Source organism: Candidatus Palibaumannia cicadellinicola (assembly GCF_000754265.1).
Lineage (GTDB): Bacteria > Pseudomonadota > Gammaproteobacteria > Enterobacterales > Enterobacteriaceae > Baumannia > Baumannia cicadellinicola_B.
In genome coordinates, this window is sequence record NZ_CP008985.1 from 705364 (window position 1) to 725796 (window position 20433).

The window sequence follows — 20433 nt, forward strand, 5'->3', positions numbered from 1 at the left end:
TGGTTGTAGTAAAGTATATTACTGAAACTTTATTATTTTTGATACCTATTTATCTTCCTTCGTTATGAGCTAAGTTTTGCTTTGCTCGTGAGAAGGATAGCATAATCTCTCTTTTAGCATCTTGAGCGTTTTCCCAGCCGTCTACTTTAACCCATTTGCCAGCTTCTAGATCTTTGTAGTGCTCGAAGAAGTGGATAATCTGCGCCCGCAGTTTTTGTGGTAAGTCTTCAATATCTTTTATATTTTCATATTCATTCGATAACGTAGTGTGCGGCACTGCGATCAGCTTAGCATCTTCACCAGATTCGTCGGTCATTTTTAGCATACCAATTGGACGGCAGCGGATTACGGAACCTGGTTGTAGTGGATAAGGTGTTGGTACCAGCACATCTACTGGATCACCGTCTAGCGATAAGGTATGGTTTATGTAACCGTAGTTACAAGGATAAAACATCGCAGTGGACATAAAACGATCAATAAATAACACTCCTATTTCTTTATTTACTTCATATTTAATCGAAGCAGCCGTATTTGCTGGAATTTCTACCACCACGTAAATATCATCTGGTATATTTTGTCCTGCAGGTACCAAATTTAAGCTCATGTAACTTTCCTTCAATATAATTTATCCGTAGTTAGCCTAAATAAGTGACAATAAAAAGCAGTTTTCCCTAAAGTAATTGATCTATTATAACATAGTGTAGTAATATGTGTACTAAAATTACGGTGAGTGGCGCAGCCTGGTAGCGTAATACGTTCGGGACGTATTGGACGGAGGTTCAAATCCTCTCTCACCGACCACAGAATAGGTACATAATACACAACATATTCAACTCATGCCCGTAGCTATCTCAGCAGTTAGAAACTCTACGATAGTACTAAGTTTCATGATCTTTTTTTCACCGCTACGGCGATTTTGGTATTCTATCTCTTCAGTATCTAGATTACGATCGCCTATGACGATCGTATGTGGCACCCCAATCAGTTCAATATCAGCAAACATAACGCCCGGACGTTCTTGTCTATCGTCTAATAGTACGTCGATGTGGTTAGTGCGTAGTAGATTATAAAGTTGTTCTGCGGTGTTTTTAACCCGAAAAGATTGATGCATATTTATCGGCAAAATAGCCACATTGAAAGGTGCTAGTGCTTCTGGCCATAAAATACCGCGCTCATCATGGTACTGCTCTATAACTGCGGCAACGACACGAGTAATACCGATGCCATAGCAGCCCATCGTGACAATCTGATGATTGCCGTCTTTGCCTTGCACCGTAGCTTTTATAGCTTCGGAATATTTGCTTCCTAGCTGGAATATATGTCCTACTTCAATCCCGCTTTGTATTAGCAGAGTTCCCTGACCATCCGGACTAAGATCACCATGAATTACTTTTCTAAGATCTGCCACTTCTGGCAAACATAGATCTCGTTCCCAGTTAATACCGAAAAAGTATTTGCCATCAATATTAGCGCCGGCAACGAAATCGCTCATTAACGCAACACTATGATCAATCACCAATGGCAATGGCAAATTCACCGGTCCTAGTGAACTGGAACTAGCGCCGATAGCTAAGCGGATCTCATCTTCAGTCGCAAAAACCAGAGGAGTTGCCACCTGAGGTAGTTTTTCTACCTTAGCGTCATTGAGATAATGATCGCCTCGTACCATCAGCGCTACCAACGGTAGATCCGCATCTTTTTTAGCACGAACAATAATCATCTTAATAGTTTTTTCTATCGGTAAGCTAAATTGTTTCAATAATTCAGCAACAGTGGAAATACCAGACGTATCTACTAAATGCATTTTCATACTAGGTTGATCACATTTAGTAGATGATACCACAGCTTCCGCAATTTCAATATTAGCAGCATAATCAGAAGTAGTAGAAAATACCATATGGTCTTCGCCATTACCGACTAGTACCTGGAACTCATGTGATACGATACCACCTATCGAGCCGGTATCCGCCTGTACCGTGCAAAAATCCAGACCCATACGGGTAAAAATTGCGCTGTAGGCACGATACATTGCGTCATAAGTTACTTGCAGCGACTCTTGATTAGCATGAAAAGAGTAAGCATCTTTCATTACAAATTCACGCGAACGCATCACGCCAAAACGTGGACGAACTTCGTCACGGAATTTTGTCTGAATCTGGAATAAATTCAGTGGGAGTTGTTTATAAGATCTAACTTCATTACGAATTAAATCAGTAATAACTTCTTCATGAGTCGGTCCTAGAAGAAACGCACGAGCGCTTCGATCGGTAAAACGTAGGAGTTCCTGACCATATTGTTCCCAGCGTCCACTCTTCTGCCACAAATCTGCTGGCTGTACTATCGGCATGGATACTTCGATAGCTCCAGCATTGTTCATCTCTTCTCGCACGATGTTTTCTACCTTACGTAGTGTGCGTAGACCAGTAGGCAGCCAAGTATAGAGACCTGATGCCAATTGACGAATCATTCCTGCGCGTAGCATCAATTGGTGGCTGACCACTTCTGCATCTACGGGAATTTCCTTAAGAGTAGAGAGTAAATATTGGCTAGTACGCATGCTTATCTCCTTCTAGTCTAGTCTTAGCCGACCTAATTAAATAGAGATGTAGATGCGCATAATATCTGAAACCTTTTGCAGTAGAATGCCGAAGACCGGACTCGAACCGGTACACCTAAAGGTGGTTGATTTTGAATCAACTGCGTCTACCAATTTCGCCACTTCGGCCTTGAAAGATCTTCGTAAGTGAAGATAGATAAACTTACTATTTACATAAACTAATTTACTAGTATTAATACCCGTACTAATCAGCTACGGGTATTGGGTAGAGATAAAAATACCATGAATTTATATTCTATCGTAACCTCATTTGCAAACCAAGTTTTTTATGTTATTACTTGATATTATTGATTTAATTACTGAGTTTAGATTGGCTTAATAGCCTTATTTGAGCAAAAAATTTTTGACCAGCCTAGTTTACGGCTTAAAGTATGAAAATAATTATAATCATTCGGATGGATCAAATATAGGTAGTAATTGCTACGGCGGATTACAATTTCATCTCCATCATGGATGGGAAAGGTGATCTGACTATCGCAGCTAATTTCTACATCAGGCTTCCATTCAGCAAATTTAAGTCTGATAGTACTGCTACCATGGATAACTAACGGACGGGAAGAAAGAGTGTGCGGAAACATAGGTACAAGTGCTATCGTATCCACAGTAGGGGTAAGGATAGGACCTCCAGCAGAAAGAGAGTAGGCAGTAGATCCGGTAGGAGTAGATATAATCAGTCCGTCGGCACGTTGTGAAAATGCGAAGTGATCATCGATATAAACATCAAATTCAATCATATGTGCGACCTTACCAGAATGTAGCACAACTTCATTAATAGCGGTACTAGGTTGTCCGCATATGTTGTTACGACAAATACGCGCTTCTAGTAAGAAGCGTTTATCACTGTGATAATTACCTGCTAAAACATCGGATAACTGTGTTAACGCTGAGTCTGGGTCTAAATCAGTGAGAAAACCCACATTACCACGGTTGATGCCAATAACTTTTATATAGTAGCGGGATAAAATCCGCGCTGCACCTAGCATATTACCGTCACCACCGATAACAATCGCTAGGTCTGCCTGCTGGCCTATATCTGCTAAACTACCGGTTATAGTATCGTATAATTCCAAATCACTAGCAATTTTATGTTCTATGATAACTTTTATACCCTTTTTTATTAACCAATAATATAGCATTTCATGGGTAGCTAGTGCATTTGGATAGCCGGGATGGCCGACAATACCAATAGTTTTAAAAGTTGCCGTAATGTTCTTGGTGATATCTGCGTTTGTTTTGTCTTTTGCCAGTTTCATTATGTTTCGTCCCTTGAATCCTTACTATTTATCCCCATAATAACCGGACTCGTAAGAATAATGCTGAAGCGCGGAGAAAACGTATGATGAGTCAAGAAATAAACACTCCTGACGAGCAAGTCTCACAAGATCACCAAAAAGATCAAGCACAAGCACAAGCACAAGTAGAAGTCGCGCCTGAAATGGTTGAAGAAGTGGTCGATCCTAGAGATGAGCGTATTGAAGAACTAGAAGTAGAACTAGCACAGTTGCAACAGCGCGAACGAGATTGCCTACTACGTGCTAAAGCAGAAATAGAGAACATGCGCCGCCGCAGTCAGATAGAAGTAGAAAAAGCCTATAAATTTTCTCTAGAACGTTTTGTCAGTGAATTACTACCGGTGATTGATAATTTAGAGCGCGCATTGGAGATGTCAGATAAATCTAACAGCGATCTAACTTCTACCATTGAAGGCATTGAGCTCACGTTGAAATCTCTGCTAGATGCTGTACGTAAATTTGGGCTCGAAGTTATAAGTGAAATACACATTCCATTTAACCCAGACGTACATCAGGCAATTACCATACTCGAATCTGAAGAGCATGAACCTAATAATGTCATAATCGTTATGCAGAAAGGCTATACTCTAAATGGTCGTCTTATTCGCCCGGCTATGGTTACAGTATCTAAAGCAAAAAGTTAACTATTTAACATTGACTCGGTACTATACTACTATATTTTGTTTATGTGGTTCACGTGATGCCACCCTATGGGTAGTTTTGGCTCCCAGTTTATGGTAGTTTTACCTTGTTCTTTTAGCAGAGTATTAACCTTTGAGAAATGATGGCAACCAATAAAGCCGCGATGCGCGGACAGCGGAGATGGGTGTGATGCTTTTAGAATGTAGTGGCGTCTCACGTCTATTATTTTGCTTTTTGTGTGCGCATGATTACCCCATAGAAGAAAGATAATGCCTTCACCTAGGCTATTAACTAAAGTAATCACTTTATTGGTAAAAATTTCCCAACCTAAGTGGGCGTGGGAATGTGCTTTGCCTGCTTCTACGGTTAATACTGTATTGAGTAGCATTATTCCCTGTGTTGCCCAACTATGTAAATAACCATGTGGTGGTATAATAAAGCCAGGTATATCGTTCTTTAGCTCTTTATAGATGTTTATCAGTGATGGTGGTATAGGTACACCAGGCGGTACAGAAAATGATAAACCATGGGCTTGCTTAGGCCCATGATAGGGATCTTGACCGAGGATAAGAACCTTAATAGTATTAAGTTCCGTCAGGCAAAAAGCTTTAAATATATCGTTCTGCGCTGGATAAATAGTAACGCCTGCTGCCCGTTCGCTAGCTATAAAAGCTAATATGTTCTTAAAATAAAGCTGTTTTTTTTCCTCCGAAATCATATGCAGCCAATTCATATTTTGTCCATTAATCATCTGATTAAGTTTCTATTCTATTATTCACTAGTATGTTGATCTTTTACTTTTATCCTGATCCATAGTAATAAGCCTTCCTTCCTGGTTGTAGAATAGTTGGTTGCGGGTTGGGCTGCATAGTAGGATAATCCAGCGTATAATGTAACCCGCGGCTCTCTTTGCGTAAGAGGGCACTTTTAACAATCAGTCCCGCTACTTGAAGTAGGTTACGTACTTCTAGTGCAGCGTGAGATATCCTAAAATTAGAGTAATACTCATTCATTTCTTTAGTAAGAAAGTTGATACGATATAGTGCACTCTCTAATCGTTTTGTTGTGCGCACAATACCAACATGATCCCACATCAATAGCCGCAGTTCTTGCCAATGCTGCTGTAAGACTATCTCATCACCATAACCAGAGTTACTAATAGAGCTATGATTCCAAGAAGGTAACTGATGTTCTTGTTTTACGAAAGTTGGTAAGCGGTGCAAAATATCTACAGACGCAGTCCAGCCATAGACTAGGCACTCAAGCAAAGAGTTGGATGCCAGTCTATTAGCACCGTGTAGGCCGGTATAACTTACTTCGCCGATAGCGTAAAGCCCGTCTAGATCGGTACGTCCATGTTTATCGACCATAACACCACCGCAGGTATAGTGTGCTGCTGGAACTATAGGAATCGGTTGGCGAGTTAAATCGATATCTAGCGTACGTAACTTATCATAGATCGTAGGAAAATGATGGCGAATAAACTTCTCAGGCCTATAGCTGATATCTAAATACATACATTTTGCCCCTAAACGTCTCATTTCGTGATCGATAGCGCGCGCCACGATATCCCTAGGTGCTAGTTCAGCTCGTAAGTCAAAATCAGGCATAAAGCGGCTGCCATCCGGTCGATATAGGTAGGCGCCTTCGCCACGTAGCGCTTCTGTTAACAGAAAATTACGAGCTTGCGGATGGAATAATGAGGTGGGGTGGAACTGATTAAATTCAAGATTTGCAACTCGGCACCCAGCACGCCAGGCCATTGCAATACCGTCACCAGATGAGATATCTGGGTTAGTGGTATATTGATAAACTTTGGAGGCTCCGCCTGTTGCTAGTACGACGGCGGCACAAGCATAGCACCGTTCCACTTTTTCCTGGGATCTATTCCAGATATAGGTGCCAACCACCCTACTGGGGCCGCACAGACCTATTGTATTCGAGGTAACGAGATCTACGGCGTGACAGTGTTCTATTATATGAATATTAGGATGCAGTGCCGCCTTGTGAATAAGAATTGTTTCTATTGCTTTACCAGTAGCATCAGCAGCATGTAATACGCGACGATAACTATGGCCTCCTTCTCGGGTAAGATGATAACGTGTGTTAAGCGGCACCGGTAAGGTCGCATTCTCTGCCTCTACATCGAATAGTACACCTTGCTGGACCAGCCACTCCACGCAATGGCGAGCATTACTAGCGATAAATTCTACCACATCGCGATTACAGAGTCCGGCACCGGCTTGTAACGTATCTTCTACATGAGAATTGATACTATCCATATCCTCAAAGACAGCAGCTATACCACCCTGTGCATACCAAGTGGAGCTCTCATTCAATAAATCTTTGCTAAGGATGATAACTTTGCAGTGTTCAGCTAGACGAAGCGCGAGCGATAAACCTGCCGCACCACTACCGATGATTAGTACGTCAGTGACATATTCAGTTAATGGTTGCATAACGAAAGAGTTACATTTGCTAATATACTAATACTGATGTTAACACCCAATCTCCGCAGTATAAATATTTTTTAACCTTCTATTTAACTTATCAAATGACCTAAAATCGGGGAGATAAAAAAAGTAAATTAGCATTTGGTATGGTGGCCCCTGCTGGACTTGAACCAGCGATCAAACGATTATGAGTCGCCTGCTCTAACCACTGAGCTAAGGGGCCAAACTAATAGTAAATTATAAATAGTACCGCTAAACTGGTCCATAGTTTTTTTGCTAGATTGATGATTTCTTCCTATTTAATCATCCAAAAAGCTACGCAGAACCTCAGAGCGGCTTGGATGGCGTAATTTCCGCAATGCCTTAGCTTCAATTTGCCGGATACGTTCACGAGTTACGTCAAATTGTTTACCTACTTCTTCTAATGTATGATCTGTATTCATATCTATCCCGAAACGCATACGTAGTACTTTAGCTTCACGAGCGGTCAGACCAGCCAGTACGTCATGGGTAGCAGAACGTAGGCTTTCAGAAGTAGCTGATTCTAAAGGAAGCTCTAAGGTCGTATCCTCGATAAAATCACCTAAATGTGAATCTTCATCATCCCCAATCGGTGTTTCCATAGATAAAGGTTCTTTAGCTATTTTCAGTACCTTACGAATTTTATCTTCTGGCATCAACATACGTTCTGCTAGCTCTTCTGGTGTCGGTTCTCGTCCCATTTCCTGTAGCATCTGCCGGGAAATCCTATTTAGCTTATTAATAGTCTCAATCATATGTACTGGAATGCGTATAGTACGTGCCTGATCAGCAATAGAACGAGTAATAGCCTGGCGGATCCACCAGGTAGCATAAGTAGAGAACTTATAGCCACGGCGATATTCAAATTTATCTACCGCCTTCATCAGACCAATGTTGCCTTCCTGGATCAAATCAAGAAATTGCAGACCGCGGTTAGTATATTTCTTGGCGATAGAAATAACCAACCGTAAGTTAGCTTCTACCATTTCTTTCTTGGCGCGACGAGCTTTCGCTTCACCAATTGACATGCGGCGGTTAATTTCTTTTACCTGTTCGATGCTTAGGTCAGTTTCTTCTTCTATTTGGCGTAGTTTTTGCAAGCTCTCACGTACGTCTTCATCTACTTTATGCAGTTTTTCAGACCATGGCTTGTTCATAGTAAGTGCTGTTTTGAACCAGGTTTCACTAGTTTCATTACCAGCAAATAGCTTGACAAAGTTTTTCTTCGGCATTTTGCTGATTTCGACACATAGCTTCATGATCAAACGTTCTTGAGTACGCACTCGATCCATCATAGCGCGCATGTTCTTGACGAGATAGTCAAACTGTTTTGGCACCAAATGAAACTGCTTGAAGATCTCGGATAGCTTGATAATTTCTTCTATGGCTTTGGTATGACTGCGGCCTTTGGTCTGAATAATATTACGAGTTATTTCATATTGTTCGCGTAATTCGATAAATTTCTGGTGGGCAAGTTCAGTATCGATGCTACTATCTTCGTTAGTATGATCGTCATCAACGTCCTCTTCTTCTTCGTCATCGTTGATGTCTGAAGGTAGTTCTGAACTCATATGGCGAGAGGTCGACGCTATGTCGACTTCTTCCGCATGAGCATCGACAAAGTCTGTTATGAGATCTGCTAAACGAACTTCACCAGATTTGACGCGATCATACTGTTTAAGTAGATACGTGATAGCTTCAGGATACTCAGCAACAGAAGATTGCACCTGATTAATACCATCTTCTATACGTTTCGCAATATCAATTTCACCTTCGCGGGTCAGTAGCTCTACAGTGCCCATTTCGCGCATATACATGCGAACAGGATCAGTAGTACGCCCGATTTCTGACTCTACGCTAGATAGTACCTGGGCGGCTGCTTCTACAGCATCTTCATCAGTATCGGAGGTCGTTTCAGCTAAAAGAAGGTCATCAGCGTCTGGTGCTTCTTCCATGACTTGGATGCCCATATCATTAATCATCTGGATGATATCTTCTATCTGATCAGAGTCAACAATATCTTCCGGTAAGTGGTCGTTGACCTCAGCAAAAGTCAAATAGCCTTGCTCTTTACCACGTGTGACAAGTAACTTTAGCTGTGAATGCTGGTTTTGTTCCATAACAAGGTATCCACATATCAGAGTAACATGCTCTTTTATTGATCTTTTTTTGCTAATGCTTGATTAAGCGACCAAAGTTCTTTACGCTCTTCAGCAGTCAGACCATGCGTTCGGTCAAGAGCAATAAGGGCTTCTTGGCGTTGTTCAAGTATAGAGTCGTACAGACTCGTCAATGCATCGACAAACGTTGTTTCGATCATATCTTCTATGATCATGTGGTTCCAGGTTACTAAAGTTTCAAGTTGTGAGTAAAATTTATTATTACGATAAAACTCTAACAACTGTCCTGTAGTTAACCACGGCTGTGTTTGGCAAGTTTTCACTAAGTTAATAAACAGCATTACTCCTGGCTGTTTCGCTTGCTCTAGTCCCTGAATGATCGGAACCAAGGTGGAAAGCCATGGATTTTGCACTAGTAATCCTATCAGGATACGCATAGTTGTGCATTTCATCCGCGGCTGTCGCCAAATATATGCTTGCCTTACTTTTTTATTAGGTAGCAGGAGTTTTTCCAGCTGGCTATCGTCAATAAGACCAAGTTTATGACCTAATTGCTGCCGAAGACATATACGTAGGATACTACCTGGTATTTGATGGATCAGGGGTAATGCCAGTGCACTCAGTTTAGCACGACCGTCTAGATTACTAAGGTCAACCTGTTGCATTAACGTTTCAAACAAAAATTTAGATAGTGGCTGTGCCTGTTCAATACATTGTTCGAATGCTGTTTGACCAATTTTACGTACTAGCGTATCAGGATCTTCCCCCTCAGACAAAAACATAAAGCGCAATTGACGCCCGTCTATTAGGTAGGGTAGAGCGTTTTCTAGTGTCCTCCAGGCTGCCTCCTGTCCTGCACGATCTCCATCATAACAGCAAATGACTTGATCGGTGGTACGATATAGTAACTGAATATGTTCGGTAGTTGTTGCGGTGCCAAGGGATGCAACCGCATAATCTATACCAAACTGCGTCAAAGTCACTACATCCATATAGCCTTCTACAACTAATACCCGAGATAATTTAGTATGTTTCTGTTGTGCTTCATACAGGCCGTATAACTGGCGGCTTTTATGAAAAATATCAGTTTCTGGTGAATTTAGGTACTTAGGCTGACCTTCTCCGAGAATACGGCCGCCAAAGGCTATGATTCGCCCACGCTTGTCACGAAGAGGAAAAATAACTCGATTACGAAAACGATCATAAGTATCGCCGTTATTATTTTGAATCACCATGCCGGCTGCTTTGAGCAAGGTTATTTCTTCAGCTGAACGACCGAAGTACTTGATCATGTTGTTCCAGCCCGGCGGCGCAAAGCCGATCGCAAAATTATTGATGACGATTTCACTCAGACCGCGTTGTTGAAGATAGTTATGAACTAACATTGCCTGTTTATTTAGCGATTGCTGATAAAATTTACTGAGCTGATTCATAAGCTTATAAAGGCTCTGGCGCGAATGCAACTTCTGCTGCCAATTGGAACTAAAATGCGCTTCGTATGGGACATTTAAGCCACATATTGTGGCTAATTCTTCAATAGATTCTAGAAACTCTAGACGATCATAATTCATCAGAAAATCGATGGCGTTACCATGAGAGCCGCAGCTGAAACAGTGATAAAATTGCTTTTCACTACTAACGTTAAACGAAGGGATTTTATCATGATGGAACGGACAGCAAGCAATAAAATGCTTACCCTGCTTTTTTAGCTTAACTCGTGCATCAATTAGGTCAACGATGTCAGTACGTGCCAATAAACTATTGATAAATGTACGTGGAATTCGTCCAGCCATAAGCTCTATAAAATTAGCTCTAAAACTTAAACAAGCTACTACATCTACACAGATGTAGTAACACAATCTAGCGAAGGTATAACATGGCAGAAGTATACTCTTATCTAAAAAATGTTAATTAACTTAATATAGACGAGTACGACGTGCGTTTTCACGAGCTAGTTTTTTGGTATAACGTTTTACTGCTGAAGCTTTCGCTCGTTTGCGTTCCGTAGTAGGTTTTTCATAGAACTCACGACGACGAACTTCGGATAGAACTCCTGCTTTTTCGCAAGAACGTTTAAAGCGACGGAGTGCCACGTCGAATGGCTCGTTTTCACGTACTTTAATTACCGGCATATTTTTTGTCTCACAAGAAAATAAATATTTTACAAGCAAATATTTATTTGATTACTATTTCTTAAATCGTACTGAATTTTACTTTAAGTATGCTTCTTTTGTAAAGTAATGATATTTTTGACTTGGAATATTGCTGATTGATTTACCAATTTTAGTGTAAGTGCAAATATATTATATTTAATAGGAATGATAAAAATTATGCCAGTATTAGGTATTGAGACTTCCTGTGATGAAACTGGCGTGGCAATTTATGATGATCAGCAAGGGCTACTAGCGAATCAAATTTACAGCCAGGTGAGACTACATGCAGATTATGGCGGTGTGGTACCTGAACTAGCGTCTCGTGATCACGTACGAAAAACAGTGCCTTTAATTCAAGCAGCACTATTAGAGGCTGGACTACAGGCAAAAGATATCAACGGAGTTGCGTATACCGCTGGACCAGGACTAGTTAGCGCGCTGATGGTAGGAGCTACCGTAGGATGCGCGCTAGCCTATGCATGGAGGGTACCGGATATAGCTGTGCACCATATGGAAGGTCATTTGCTAGCACCGATGTTGGAGGCTAATCCTCCAGATTTTCCTTTTGCCGCGCTGTTAGTATCTGGTGCGCATACTCAACTTATAGCGGTAACAGGCATCGGTGAATATCAATTACTAGGTGAGTCTATAGATGATGCTGCAGGTGAGGTATTTGATAAGATAGCTAAGCTACTTGGTCTCGATTATCCAGGAGGACCTCTGTTATCACTAATAGCACAACAAGGCGTTGCAGGACGCTATACTTTTCCGCGGCCTATGACTGACCGCCCTGGTCTGAATTTCAGTTTCTCTGGATTAAAAACCTTTGCTGCTAATACAATAAATGCGGTCGCTAGGAATGCACAGACTGATGCCGATGTGGCGCGGGCATTCGAAGATGCGGTAGTAGATACGTTAGCAATTAAATGCCGCCGTGCGCTAGATCAAACTGGTTTACAAAGACTAGTAATTGCAGGCGGCGTTAGCGCTAACCAGACGCTACGTACGCGTATGAAGGAGATGATCGAACAACGGGGAAAGGGAGAGAAAGTATTTTACGCACGACCTGAGTTATGTACTGATAATGGTGCAATGATCGCATACGTTGGCATGGTACGGTTACCATCCTGTACCAAGAGAAAGAGTCAATTAGCAGTCACAGTACGCCCACGTTGGCCACTAGAAGAGTTAACAACCGTAAGAACCTAATCAATTTGTTCAGACAAAAAATTATATTTGTGACATATCATGGAATTTAACACGTGGATATTATCTTTATTGAACAATTAACCGTAATGGCCTTCATTGGTGTTTATGACTGGGAGCAGCAATATTTGCAAAAGTTAGTTTTCGATTTAGAACTTGGCTGGGATAACCTACCAGCAGCGCGTAGCGACAATATATCTGATAGTCTGAGCTATACCGATGTTAGCGAAACTGTATTGTCTTTAGTTAGTAGTAATTGTTTTACACTGATAGAACGAGTGGCCGAAGAGGTAGCGGAACTACTAATCACTAAATTTTCTCTCACCTGGGTACGCATTAAAGTAACTAAACCAGGAGCTGTGCCGCAGGCGGCAAGCGTCGGCGTCATTATTCAGCGTGGACAGAAAAAATGACATCTTTTGATCGTTATGATTTGAGGTAAATGTAATATGGCAGATATGCACTGGTTAGTAATTGCGTTGATACTTGGCCTAGTAGAAGGAGTAACAGAATTTTTACCTATCTCCTCTACCGGACATATGATATTAGTAAGTAATTTACTAGGATTAAATGACGATAAGACGAAGACCTTTGAGATTATGATCCAACTTGGCCCCATTTTAGCGGTAGTTGTCATTTTCTGGCGTCGGTTATTTAGTCTGATCGGCATCAACTTTAATAGTGTCAGTAGCGATCGTAGGTTGCATCTCAATCATATTATACTGGGCATAGTACCATCTGTAGTATTTGGATTAATGTTTCACAAAAAAATCAAATCTCTTTTTGAACCAAAATACGTGATGTATGCGTTGGTTGTTGGTAGTCTGTTACTACTAGCAGGTCAATGGCTGAATCCTAGAAAACCCCGCGCTACTAGTATTGACGATATTAGCTATCGACAAGCTTTTTTTATCGGCTGTTTTCAATGTTTTGCTTTATGGCCTGGTTTCTCACGTTCTGGTGCGACAATTAGTGGTGGCTTATTGGTAGGAGTAAGCCGTGATGCTGCGTTTGAGTTTTCCTTTATTCTAGCTGTGCCGATGATATTAGGAGCTACAATATTAGATGTATATAAAAGCTTACCTTGTTTATTCTGGCAAGATTGGCCAATGTTCATCGTTGGTTTGTTCACGGCGTTTATTGTAGCCCTGATTACTATTCAATTCTTCTGGCATATTATTAAGTCCATATCCTTAGTTCCTTTTGTTCTCTATCGCTTTCTACTTGTAACTCTTTTCTACTGGGTTTTAATATATTAGGGATTAGGATATCGTATCCTCTATCCGGTTTATGCTACTAAATTATCGTATAGTGAAGTAAATTTAATACCTACCCTGTTGCTTCCATCTTGCTATTGCACGCTGACGTTGCTGACGCAACTGTTCTCCAATTTGTTGGCCGGTAAAACCATTATCTACAACCTCGCGCGACGTAATAGAAGAGGCTATGCGGTAGGCTTCACGCAGTAATTCGCCCTGGGGATAGGGATGATTTTCAAACCCGGTGCGCCCACGGGCATCTGCTGTACTAATGAGGATCATCTGTTCTAGACGCTCAGGACGACGCCAGACATCGATAGCATAAAAAAATGTTATTAGCTTCTTCGGCGTTAGCTTTGCTACGCAGTGCAGCAAATCATGATACTTAGTAACTATTATAGCCAAATTACGTAGTGAATTTGGCACCCGTAGACGTTTGCACAAAGAATTAACTAACTTGACTCCAGCAGGTCCGTGCCCATGATGACTAGGCCACTTATCGCGTGGAGTCAATCCTTTACCAACATCATGACAGAGCGAAGCAAAACGGACCGCGATATTGTCGGATAACTGCGCCGTCATTGCTACGGTCATTAGAGTATGAATACCAGTATCGATTTCTGGATGCCATTTAGCAGGTGCTGGGATACCAAAAAGTGTATCTAATTCAGGAAAAAGCGTCTTAAGAGCACCACAATCACGTAGAACCTGAAAATATATTTGCGGATTACGTGTAACTAGTGCTTTTTCTGTTTCTTTCCATACTCGCTCTGGCGATAGCAGTGGTAACTCACCAGTCATATGCTGCATCATAACTAATGTATCCGGCACGATACGGAAATTTAGGTGAGCTAGCTGTGCTGCAAATCGTGCGACCCTAAGTACACGTAACGGATCTTCGTAGAAAGCTTCTGAGACATGGCGTAGCCAGCGTTGGTGAATATCACGCTGACCATGATAGGGATCAATCAATAATCCCTGTGCATCGCAAGCTATCGCATTTATAGTAAGATCACGGCGCCGAAGATCTTCTTCTAACGTTATTTCTGGTGAAGCATAATAGGTAAAGCCGGTATAACCACCCATTACTGACTTTTTTTCAAAACGTGCAAGTGCATATTCTTCCCCACTTTCGGGATGTAGGAACACCGGAAAATCTTTTCCAACTTGTTGATATCCGGCCATGAGCATTTCTTGCCGTGTTGCGCCGATGACAACCCAATCCCGTTCTGCTACCGGAAGCTGCAGTAACCTGTTACGTACGGCACCGCCCACCAGATATTTTTCCAAATTGATCTCCCTTCGACGTGTAGACGTATAATAGGTAATAGAAAAATGAAACGTATCTAGTTGGATATTGCTTTAAACATACATACTCTTTCCTATTAAAGCTTCATTAATTATGTCCGTTATTTTTAATGTTAATCTGAATTTAAATAGGATATAATCTAATCTTACTGTAATAAAATTAGTAGATTATGTCTGGTGGTAATGTGGTCGTTAATATCTAACTTTTAATCAAAGTACTCTATTTATTATTTTCCATGTTTTTTAAGGAATGTTTGCCCAGCGAGCATTCTTGTGGTGTATCAGGCGTAGTTTTTTCATCGCTGTCTTTCTTCATCAGCATCATTTCCAGCGCCTTCAGACGTAATTCTAATTGGCTAAGTTTTTCGCGGGTACGTAGTAGTACCTGGGTTTGTACATCAAATTTTTCACAGCTAATTAAATTCATACGATTAAACTGGTTTTGCAAAACCTGACGGATCTTTTTTTCTATATCGTCTCCTAGGTTGCGAATACTTTTAGGTAACGAATCATGAACTTGGAGAACAAGTGCTTCTATTTTTTGGGGATCTATCATAGTTAGTTCTCTAAACTAGTTAGAATAGAATTGGTTAAATGTAATGCTAGTTAAATTCAAAGAAAAACACTATAAAATATAACCATATTTTGTTACTAATTTTTCTATTTTTAATGAAACTGTTTTATTACATGGGAGGCTTTCATCATCCGCTGTCATTTTTCATGAAGTTTTATTAAATAATTTTACTAACTAAAATTAACCAGTACTCAATTACTTTACTTATACTGGTAATTTTTTTTACGTTTAAGCCTACCTTTTAGTTCTAGTAACCTATAATAATTTAGAGGTTGATCTTACCATGAATAAGATACTTTTTTCCCAATTCGGTACACCCATAGAACGCGTAGAAATAGCGCTTGGTGCTTTACGTCATGGCCGTGGTGTATTAGTACTAGATGATGAAGATCGGGAAAATGAAGGCGATATGATTTTTGCAGCAGAAAATATGACTATTGAGCAAATGGCACTTGCTATTCGTTATGGCAGCGGTATCGTATGCCTGTGTCTTACTGAAGAACGCCGTCAACAACTAGAGCTACCGATGATGGTAGAGCGCAATACTAGCCACTATAAAACCGCCTTCACCGTAACCATAGAAGCTGCAGAAGGTGTGACTACTGGTGTTTCTGCGGCTGATAGAATCACTACGATTCACGCAGCTATCAACGATGATGCTATACCATCAGATCTCAATCGCCCTGGGCATGTCTTCCCACTACTAGCTCAGCTAGGCGGTGTACTGAATCGGGGAGGGCATACCGAGGCAGCCATTGATTTAACCTCACTTGCTGGTCTTAAGCCTGCTGGCGTATTATGCGAAGTAACTAATCAAGATGGTAGCATGGCGCGGACATCAGAAATAATTGCCTTTAGCCATCAGCACAATATGCCAGTGCTCACCATAGACGATTTGGTAGCCTATCGTCTAGCTTTGCTCTAGCCAACTTTCATTATCAGGCTAAGTTATCGCTTTCAAGCACATTATGAGAAATTATAACTACAATAGACAATGTTAATCTATGGAAAGCCTGTTAAAACTTCCTGTAGCGTGTGGGGCTAATATCAGGATATTACAAATAACAGATACTCACTTGTTCGCAAGTAAGCACGATACTTTACTTGGAGTAAAGACTTTCTATAGCTATAATGCAGTACTGGACGCAGTGCAAGCTACAGATGATCATTTTGATCTGGTAGTGGTAACCGGAGATCTGGCACAGGACTACTCACCTAATGCTTATCGTCACTTTGCTAGTGGTATGACGCGGCTGCCGGCACCATGTGTCTGGTTACCGGGTAATCACGATTACCAACCGGTGATGGTGAATATTCTAGCTGAGTACGGGATTTCTCCGGCAAAACAAGTAATAATGGGTGAAAACTGGCAGCTTTTGCTACTTGATAGCCAGGTATATGGTGTACCATACGGCAAATTAAGCGACTACCAATTAAAATGGCTTGTCAAAATTTTAGTACAGCAGCCGCTGCGCCATACCATACTTTTGCTACATCATCACCCTTGTCCTTCAGGATCTATCTGGCTAGACCAGCATCGCCTAGGTAATGCCCACAGATTGGCAGAGGTACTACAGCAGCATCCCTTAGTTCATACTCTGCTATGCGGTCATATTCATCAAGAGCTAGATGTAAACTGGCAAGGACGACGTGTGCTGGCTTCGCCCTCAACTTGCGTACAGTTCAAACCGCATCATACTAGCTTCACTATCGATACAGTAGGTCCTGGCTGGCGTTATCTTGACCTTACTTTGGAGGGAGATGTTTATACTGAAGTGCGTCGATTGACGAGTCATGAGTACCTACCTGACATTAATAACGAAGGCTACTAAATTATGCCTATCTTATCGTATTATTCTATGAACTTACTTATATAACGTGAGACTCATATTTAGCAACTTCTGCGTTTAGTTCATCGATCTTGTTTTTCATTATTTCACGACAGTATTTAGTCAATCCTCGTACCTGTTTCCTACTATAGTCTTGGGTATCTATAGGTGGAAGAATTTCGATAATAACGATCCCATTAGACCAGCGGTTAAGCTTAATCTTATCGGTAGTATTGGAGACGCAAATTGGTACGATTGGCACTTCAGCTGCAATAGCAGTGTAAAAAGCACCAGTTTTGAACGGTAGCAGTCCGCGTCCGCGGTTGCGAGTTCCTTCTGGAAATATCCAAATAGATATGTTACGTTTTTTCATACTATCGACAATCTGGCTTAGTATCTTATGGGCACGAGTGCCGTTATCACGATCAATAAGTAAATTACCGGTGAGCCAATAAAGTGGACCAAAAAGTGGGATCCACAGTAGGCTTTTTTTACCAACGGTAACCGTCCGCGGTTGTACTACATAGGCGGCGGTCACCATATCGTAATAGTTTTGATGATTAGCGATATAGATGCAATTTTGCGGTAAAGTTACTTTTTGAGGAAAACGTACCTCAATTTTGATTCCAAATAGGGGTGCCATACGCCCAAACCAACGGCCGAATGCCGCAACATGACGAGGATTACGCGGGCTAAAGAGACAATAAATTAAGCCTAATATGCAGATCATAATAGAGAATAGTACCACCAAAAAGGCGCGAACAATAGCTAGTAGCATGTTTACCTCTTAACTCTCTGATCTACTGTAACTAGAATATCGTACTCAAATTTTATACTAGTTAGGAATACTTTAGTCGGAAGCTGATAAAGCAGCTTACAGCGCATCTTTTAGATCAGTTAGCAGCTTAATTGATTGATGTTGAAAATCACAGTAAAAAATATAATATACTCGTTAGTAGTAATATTTTTATATTTTTCAGAGGATTCAGATCTGTTCTAATATCGTGAGTGCATCAGTCAGTTTCTTCACACCGAATATTTGCATATTCTCTGGCACTTTTTTTGGCACATTAGCTTCAGGTAATATGGCATAGCGGAAACCATGTTTCGCGGCTTCAGTAATACGCTCTTGACCACTCTGAACTGGGCGAATTTCACCAGCAAGTCCTACTTCACCAAATACTACCAAGTCTCTTGGTAGCGGACGGTTATGTAAGCTAGATACTATAGCTAACATCAGTGCTAAGTCAGCGCTGGTTTCACTAACTTTTACTCCACCAACTACATTTACGAACACATCCTGATTTGCCATCTGTAGCCCACCGTGGCGATGTAGCACCGCTAGCAATATTTCTAGCCTATTTTGTTCTAATCCCACCACGATCCTACGGCGCGGCTGTGCGATTATAGAATCATCTACCAGGGCCTGAATTTCTACTAAAAGCGGGCGAGTACCTTCCCATACTACCATAACACTACTGCCTGCGGTCATTTCTTCCCTTCGACGAAGGAAAATAGCTGACGGGTTATTTACCTCGTGCAACCCATGCTCGGTCATAGCAAAAACCCCCAGTTCATTCACAGCGCCAAAACGATTTTTATTACTGCGTAAAATTCCAAAATGGGAATCTGAGTCTACATTCAGCATAATCGAACAGTCAACACAGTGTTCAAGTACCTTAGGACCTGCCAATGAGCCGTCTTTGGTAACATGTCCAACCATAATTACTGCTACGCCCTCGTTTTTTGCAAAACGCGTAAGACAAGCTGCGGCTTCACGCACCTGGGAAATACTACCAGGCGACGATGGTACATCCGTCATATACATTACTTGAATGGAGTCTATAACCATCAACTGCGGTTTTTCTTCTAAGGCAGTGAGGCAAATTTGCTCAATGTTAGTTTCTGGTAATATATTTAGCTCTGTGTTAGGTAGTAGTTTCAATCTATGAGCACGTATAGCTACTTGCTGCAGAGATTCCTCGCCACTTACGTATAAGGTTTTTATTTGCAGTTGGGTGGTTATTTGGCACAATGTTTGTAGTAATAACGTACTTTTTCCGGCTCCGGGGCTACCGCCTAGTAGAATCACGCTGCCTGGCACTATACCACCACCCAGCACGCGGTCGAACTCTTTAAAACCGGTAGAAAAACGTGGTAGTTTTTTGAGGCAAATATTTCTCAGTTTTTGTACTTTTTTTGTACTGACAATAGTTTGATTATCATAGCCGGCAAACCAAACTGGCCGTACCGCAACTCCGGTAGCCTCTCGGTAGCACTCAGTGATAGTATTCCAAGCCTGACAATTAGTACACTGCCCTTGCCAGTGAGGATATTCTAAACTGCACTTATTACATATAAAAAAACGTTTTACCGCTTTAACCACAAATGACCTCGGCAATGGCTAATGCAAGTAGAACACTACAGAATACTACGTTTAGAGTCATTAGTCTTTATGATGGTAGCTTAGGAGACACAAAAATTACAAGATGTCGCACCTAGATCAGACCAATTAGTAGTATCTAGTAAACTAAACGAGTAAAATCTATTAATGATTTTTTATAGATATGATCTGACGCCATAGATCACGTTTAGCAGCAGCGTCATTCTCAAGTACCGATAATGGTGGAGTGACTAAAGAAATACCGTTTAAGTTGCGGATAGCTGTTAAACCTACCCACCAACAGTGAAAGCGTAAATGTTTTGGTAAGATCATTAATTGTTCAGGAGTAATATGCAGTAGTTGTTTCGTAATCAATGGTATGCTACGTACCACATCTGCGACGAGAGGATGATCTGGAGGCGGCAGATGGTCTGCAATTGCAACAAATAAGAAATTGGTATGTGCCGGCAACGTTACTACAACTTCGCCTTGTAGCAATTGTGGACGCCACAGCGTCCATTGTATGATGCCTAGTTGTTTTAACTGCCAGTCACGCCTTATAGTCATAAGTAACAA

At 41.2% G+C, this 20433-nt stretch carries 19 protein-coding genes and 3 tRNA genes; 7 read left to right on the forward strand and 15 right to left on the reverse strand.

The window, feature by feature from the left end; translation table 11 throughout:
• Positions 1 to 49: 49 nt before the first annotated feature.
• A complete protein-coding gene (gene ppa, locus IM45_RS03345) occupies positions 50 to 604 on the reverse strand; it encodes an inorganic diphosphatase (protein ID WP_038499306.1) in 555 nt (184 codons plus the stop codon).
• A 120-nt stretch (positions 605 to 724) separates the two neighbouring features.
• On the opposite strand from ppa, the gene IM45_RS03350 reads away from it, so the two are divergent.
• Positions 725 to 801, forward strand: a tRNA-Pro gene (locus IM45_RS03350).
• 28 nt (positions 802 to 829) lie between these two features.
• Here the strand turns inward: IM45_RS03350 and IM45_RS03355 are convergent.
• From IM45_RS03355 to nadK, 3 genes are all read right to left on the reverse strand, one after another.
• Complete coding sequence (locus IM45_RS03355; RefSeq protein ID WP_038499308.1) at positions 830 to 2557, reverse strand: proline--tRNA ligase; 1728 nt, start codon at positions 2555 to 2557, stop codon at positions 830 to 832.
• 86 nt (positions 2558 to 2643) lie between these two features.
• A tRNA-Leu gene (locus tag IM45_RS03360) sits at positions 2644 to 2725 on the reverse strand.
• A 197-nt stretch (positions 2726 to 2922) separates the two neighbouring features.
• On the reverse strand, positions 2923 to 3870 hold the full coding sequence (gene nadK / locus IM45_RS03365; protein ID WP_051984620.1) for an NAD(+) kinase: 948 nt from the start codon (positions 3868 to 3870) through the stop codon (positions 2923 to 2925).
• 83 nt (positions 3871 to 3953) lie between these two features.
• Between nadK and grpE the strand changes: the two genes are divergently transcribed.
• Entirely contained in the window at positions 3954 to 4553 is a 600-nt protein-coding gene (gene grpE / locus IM45_RS03370) for a nucleotide exchange factor GrpE (protein WP_038499311.1), read from the forward strand.
• A 29-nt stretch (positions 4554 to 4582) separates the two neighbouring features.
• Here grpE and ung read toward each other — a convergent pair whose 3' ends face one another.
• From ung to rpsU, 6 genes are all read right to left on the reverse strand, one after another.
• Positions 4583 to 5284: a uracil-DNA glycosylase gene (ung, locus tag IM45_RS03375; RefSeq protein ID WP_420021798.1), complete on the reverse strand. Its 702-nt coding sequence runs from the start codon at positions 5282 to 5284 to the stop codon at positions 4583 to 4585.
• Between the two features lie 67 nt (positions 5285 to 5351).
• Positions 5352 to 7010: an L-aspartate oxidase gene (nadB, locus tag IM45_RS03380; protein ID WP_038499314.1), complete on the reverse strand. Its 1659-nt coding sequence runs from the start codon at positions 7008 to 7010 to the stop codon at positions 5352 to 5354.
• Positions 7011 to 7151: 141 nt separating this feature from the next.
• Positions 7152 to 7227: transfer RNA gene (locus IM45_RS03385), tRNA-Ile, on the reverse strand.
• 76 nt (positions 7228 to 7303) lie between these two features.
• Positions 7304 to 9145, reverse strand: coding sequence for an RNA polymerase sigma factor RpoD (rpoD, locus tag IM45_RS03390; RefSeq protein WP_038499317.1), 1842 nt, complete (start codon positions 9143 to 9145; stop codon positions 7304 to 7306).
• 35 nt (positions 9146 to 9180) lie between these two features.
• Complete coding sequence (dnaG, locus tag IM45_RS03395) at positions 9181 to 10938, reverse strand: DNA primase (protein ID WP_038499320.1); 1758 nt, start codon at positions 10936 to 10938, stop codon at positions 9181 to 9183.
• A 123-nt stretch (positions 10939 to 11061) separates the two neighbouring features.
• A complete protein-coding gene (rpsU, locus tag IM45_RS03400) occupies positions 11062 to 11277 on the reverse strand; it encodes a 30S ribosomal protein S21 (protein ID WP_038499323.1) in 216 nt (71 codons plus the stop codon).
• Between the two features lie 198 nt (positions 11278 to 11475).
• Between rpsU and tsaD the strand changes: the two genes are divergently transcribed.
• The 3 genes from tsaD to bacA are packed head-to-tail and all read left to right on the forward strand — an operon-like array spanning position 11476 to position 13763.
• Entirely contained in the window at positions 11476 to 12507 is a 1032-nt protein-coding gene (tsaD, locus tag IM45_RS03405) for a tRNA (adenosine(37)-N6)-threonylcarbamoyltransferase complex transferase subunit TsaD (RefSeq protein WP_038499326.1), read from the forward strand.
• Positions 12508 to 12560: 53 nt separating this feature from the next.
• Complete coding sequence (gene folB, locus IM45_RS03410; RefSeq protein ID WP_038499329.1) at positions 12561 to 12917, forward strand: dihydroneopterin aldolase; 357 nt, start codon at positions 12561 to 12563, stop codon at positions 12915 to 12917.
• A 36-nt stretch (positions 12918 to 12953) separates the two neighbouring features.
• The gene (gene bacA, locus IM45_RS03415; RefSeq protein WP_144241943.1) at positions 12954 to 13763 is read left to right on the forward strand and encodes an undecaprenyl-diphosphate phosphatase; all 810 of its coding nucleotides are present in this window, start codon (positions 12954 to 12956) and stop codon (positions 13761 to 13763) included.
• Between the two features lie 63 nt (positions 13764 to 13826).
• On the opposite strand, the gene IM45_RS03420 is transcribed toward bacA, so the two are convergent.
• On the reverse strand, positions 13827 to 15053 hold the full coding sequence (locus tag IM45_RS03420; protein ID WP_038499331.1) for a multifunctional CCA addition/repair protein: 1227 nt from the start codon (positions 15051 to 15053) through the stop codon (positions 13827 to 13829).
• A gap of 238 nt (positions 15054 to 15291) precedes the next feature.
• The gene (gene ubiK / locus IM45_RS03425) at positions 15292 to 15627 is read right to left on the reverse strand and encodes a ubiquinone biosynthesis accessory factor UbiK (RefSeq protein ID WP_051984622.1); all 336 of its coding nucleotides are present in this window, start codon (positions 15625 to 15627) and stop codon (positions 15292 to 15294) included.
• A 301-nt stretch (positions 15628 to 15928) separates the two neighbouring features.
• Between ubiK and ribB the strand changes: the two genes are divergently transcribed.
• Together ribB and cpdA are read left to right on the forward strand one after the other, a co-directional pair.
• Complete coding sequence (ribB, locus tag IM45_RS03430) at positions 15929 to 16570, forward strand: 3,4-dihydroxy-2-butanone-4-phosphate synthase (RefSeq protein WP_038499333.1); 642 nt, start codon at positions 15929 to 15931, stop codon at positions 16568 to 16570.
• A gap of 79 nt (positions 16571 to 16649) precedes the next feature.
• Complete coding sequence (cpdA, locus tag IM45_RS03435) at positions 16650 to 17477, forward strand: 3',5'-cyclic-AMP phosphodiesterase (protein WP_038499336.1); 828 nt, start codon at positions 16650 to 16652, stop codon at positions 17475 to 17477.
• Positions 17478 to 17514: 37 nt separating this feature from the next.
• Here cpdA and IM45_RS03440 read toward each other — a convergent pair whose 3' ends face one another.
• The 3 genes from IM45_RS03440 to IM45_RS03450 all read right to left on the reverse strand — a co-directional run bounded on the left by IM45_RS03440 (position 17515) and on the right by IM45_RS03450 (position 20424).
• The gene (locus IM45_RS03440) at positions 17515 to 18252 is read right to left on the reverse strand and encodes a 1-acylglycerol-3-phosphate O-acyltransferase (RefSeq protein WP_038499339.1); all 738 of its coding nucleotides are present in this window, start codon (positions 18250 to 18252) and stop codon (positions 17515 to 17517) included.
• Positions 18253 to 18459: 207 nt separating this feature from the next.
• Positions 18460 to 19860 carry a DNA repair protein RadA gene (gene radA / locus IM45_RS03445; protein WP_038499342.1) on the reverse strand — a complete coding sequence of 467 codons (1401 nt, stop codon included), beginning with the start codon at positions 19858 to 19860 and terminating at the stop codon, positions 18460 to 18462.
• Positions 19861 to 20022: 162 nt separating this feature from the next.
• On the reverse strand, positions 20023 to 20424 hold the full coding sequence (locus IM45_RS03450; RefSeq protein ID WP_038499346.1) for a DNA polymerase III subunit psi: 402 nt from the start codon (positions 20422 to 20424) through the stop codon (positions 20023 to 20025).
• Positions 20425 to 20433 lie beyond the last annotated feature (9 nt).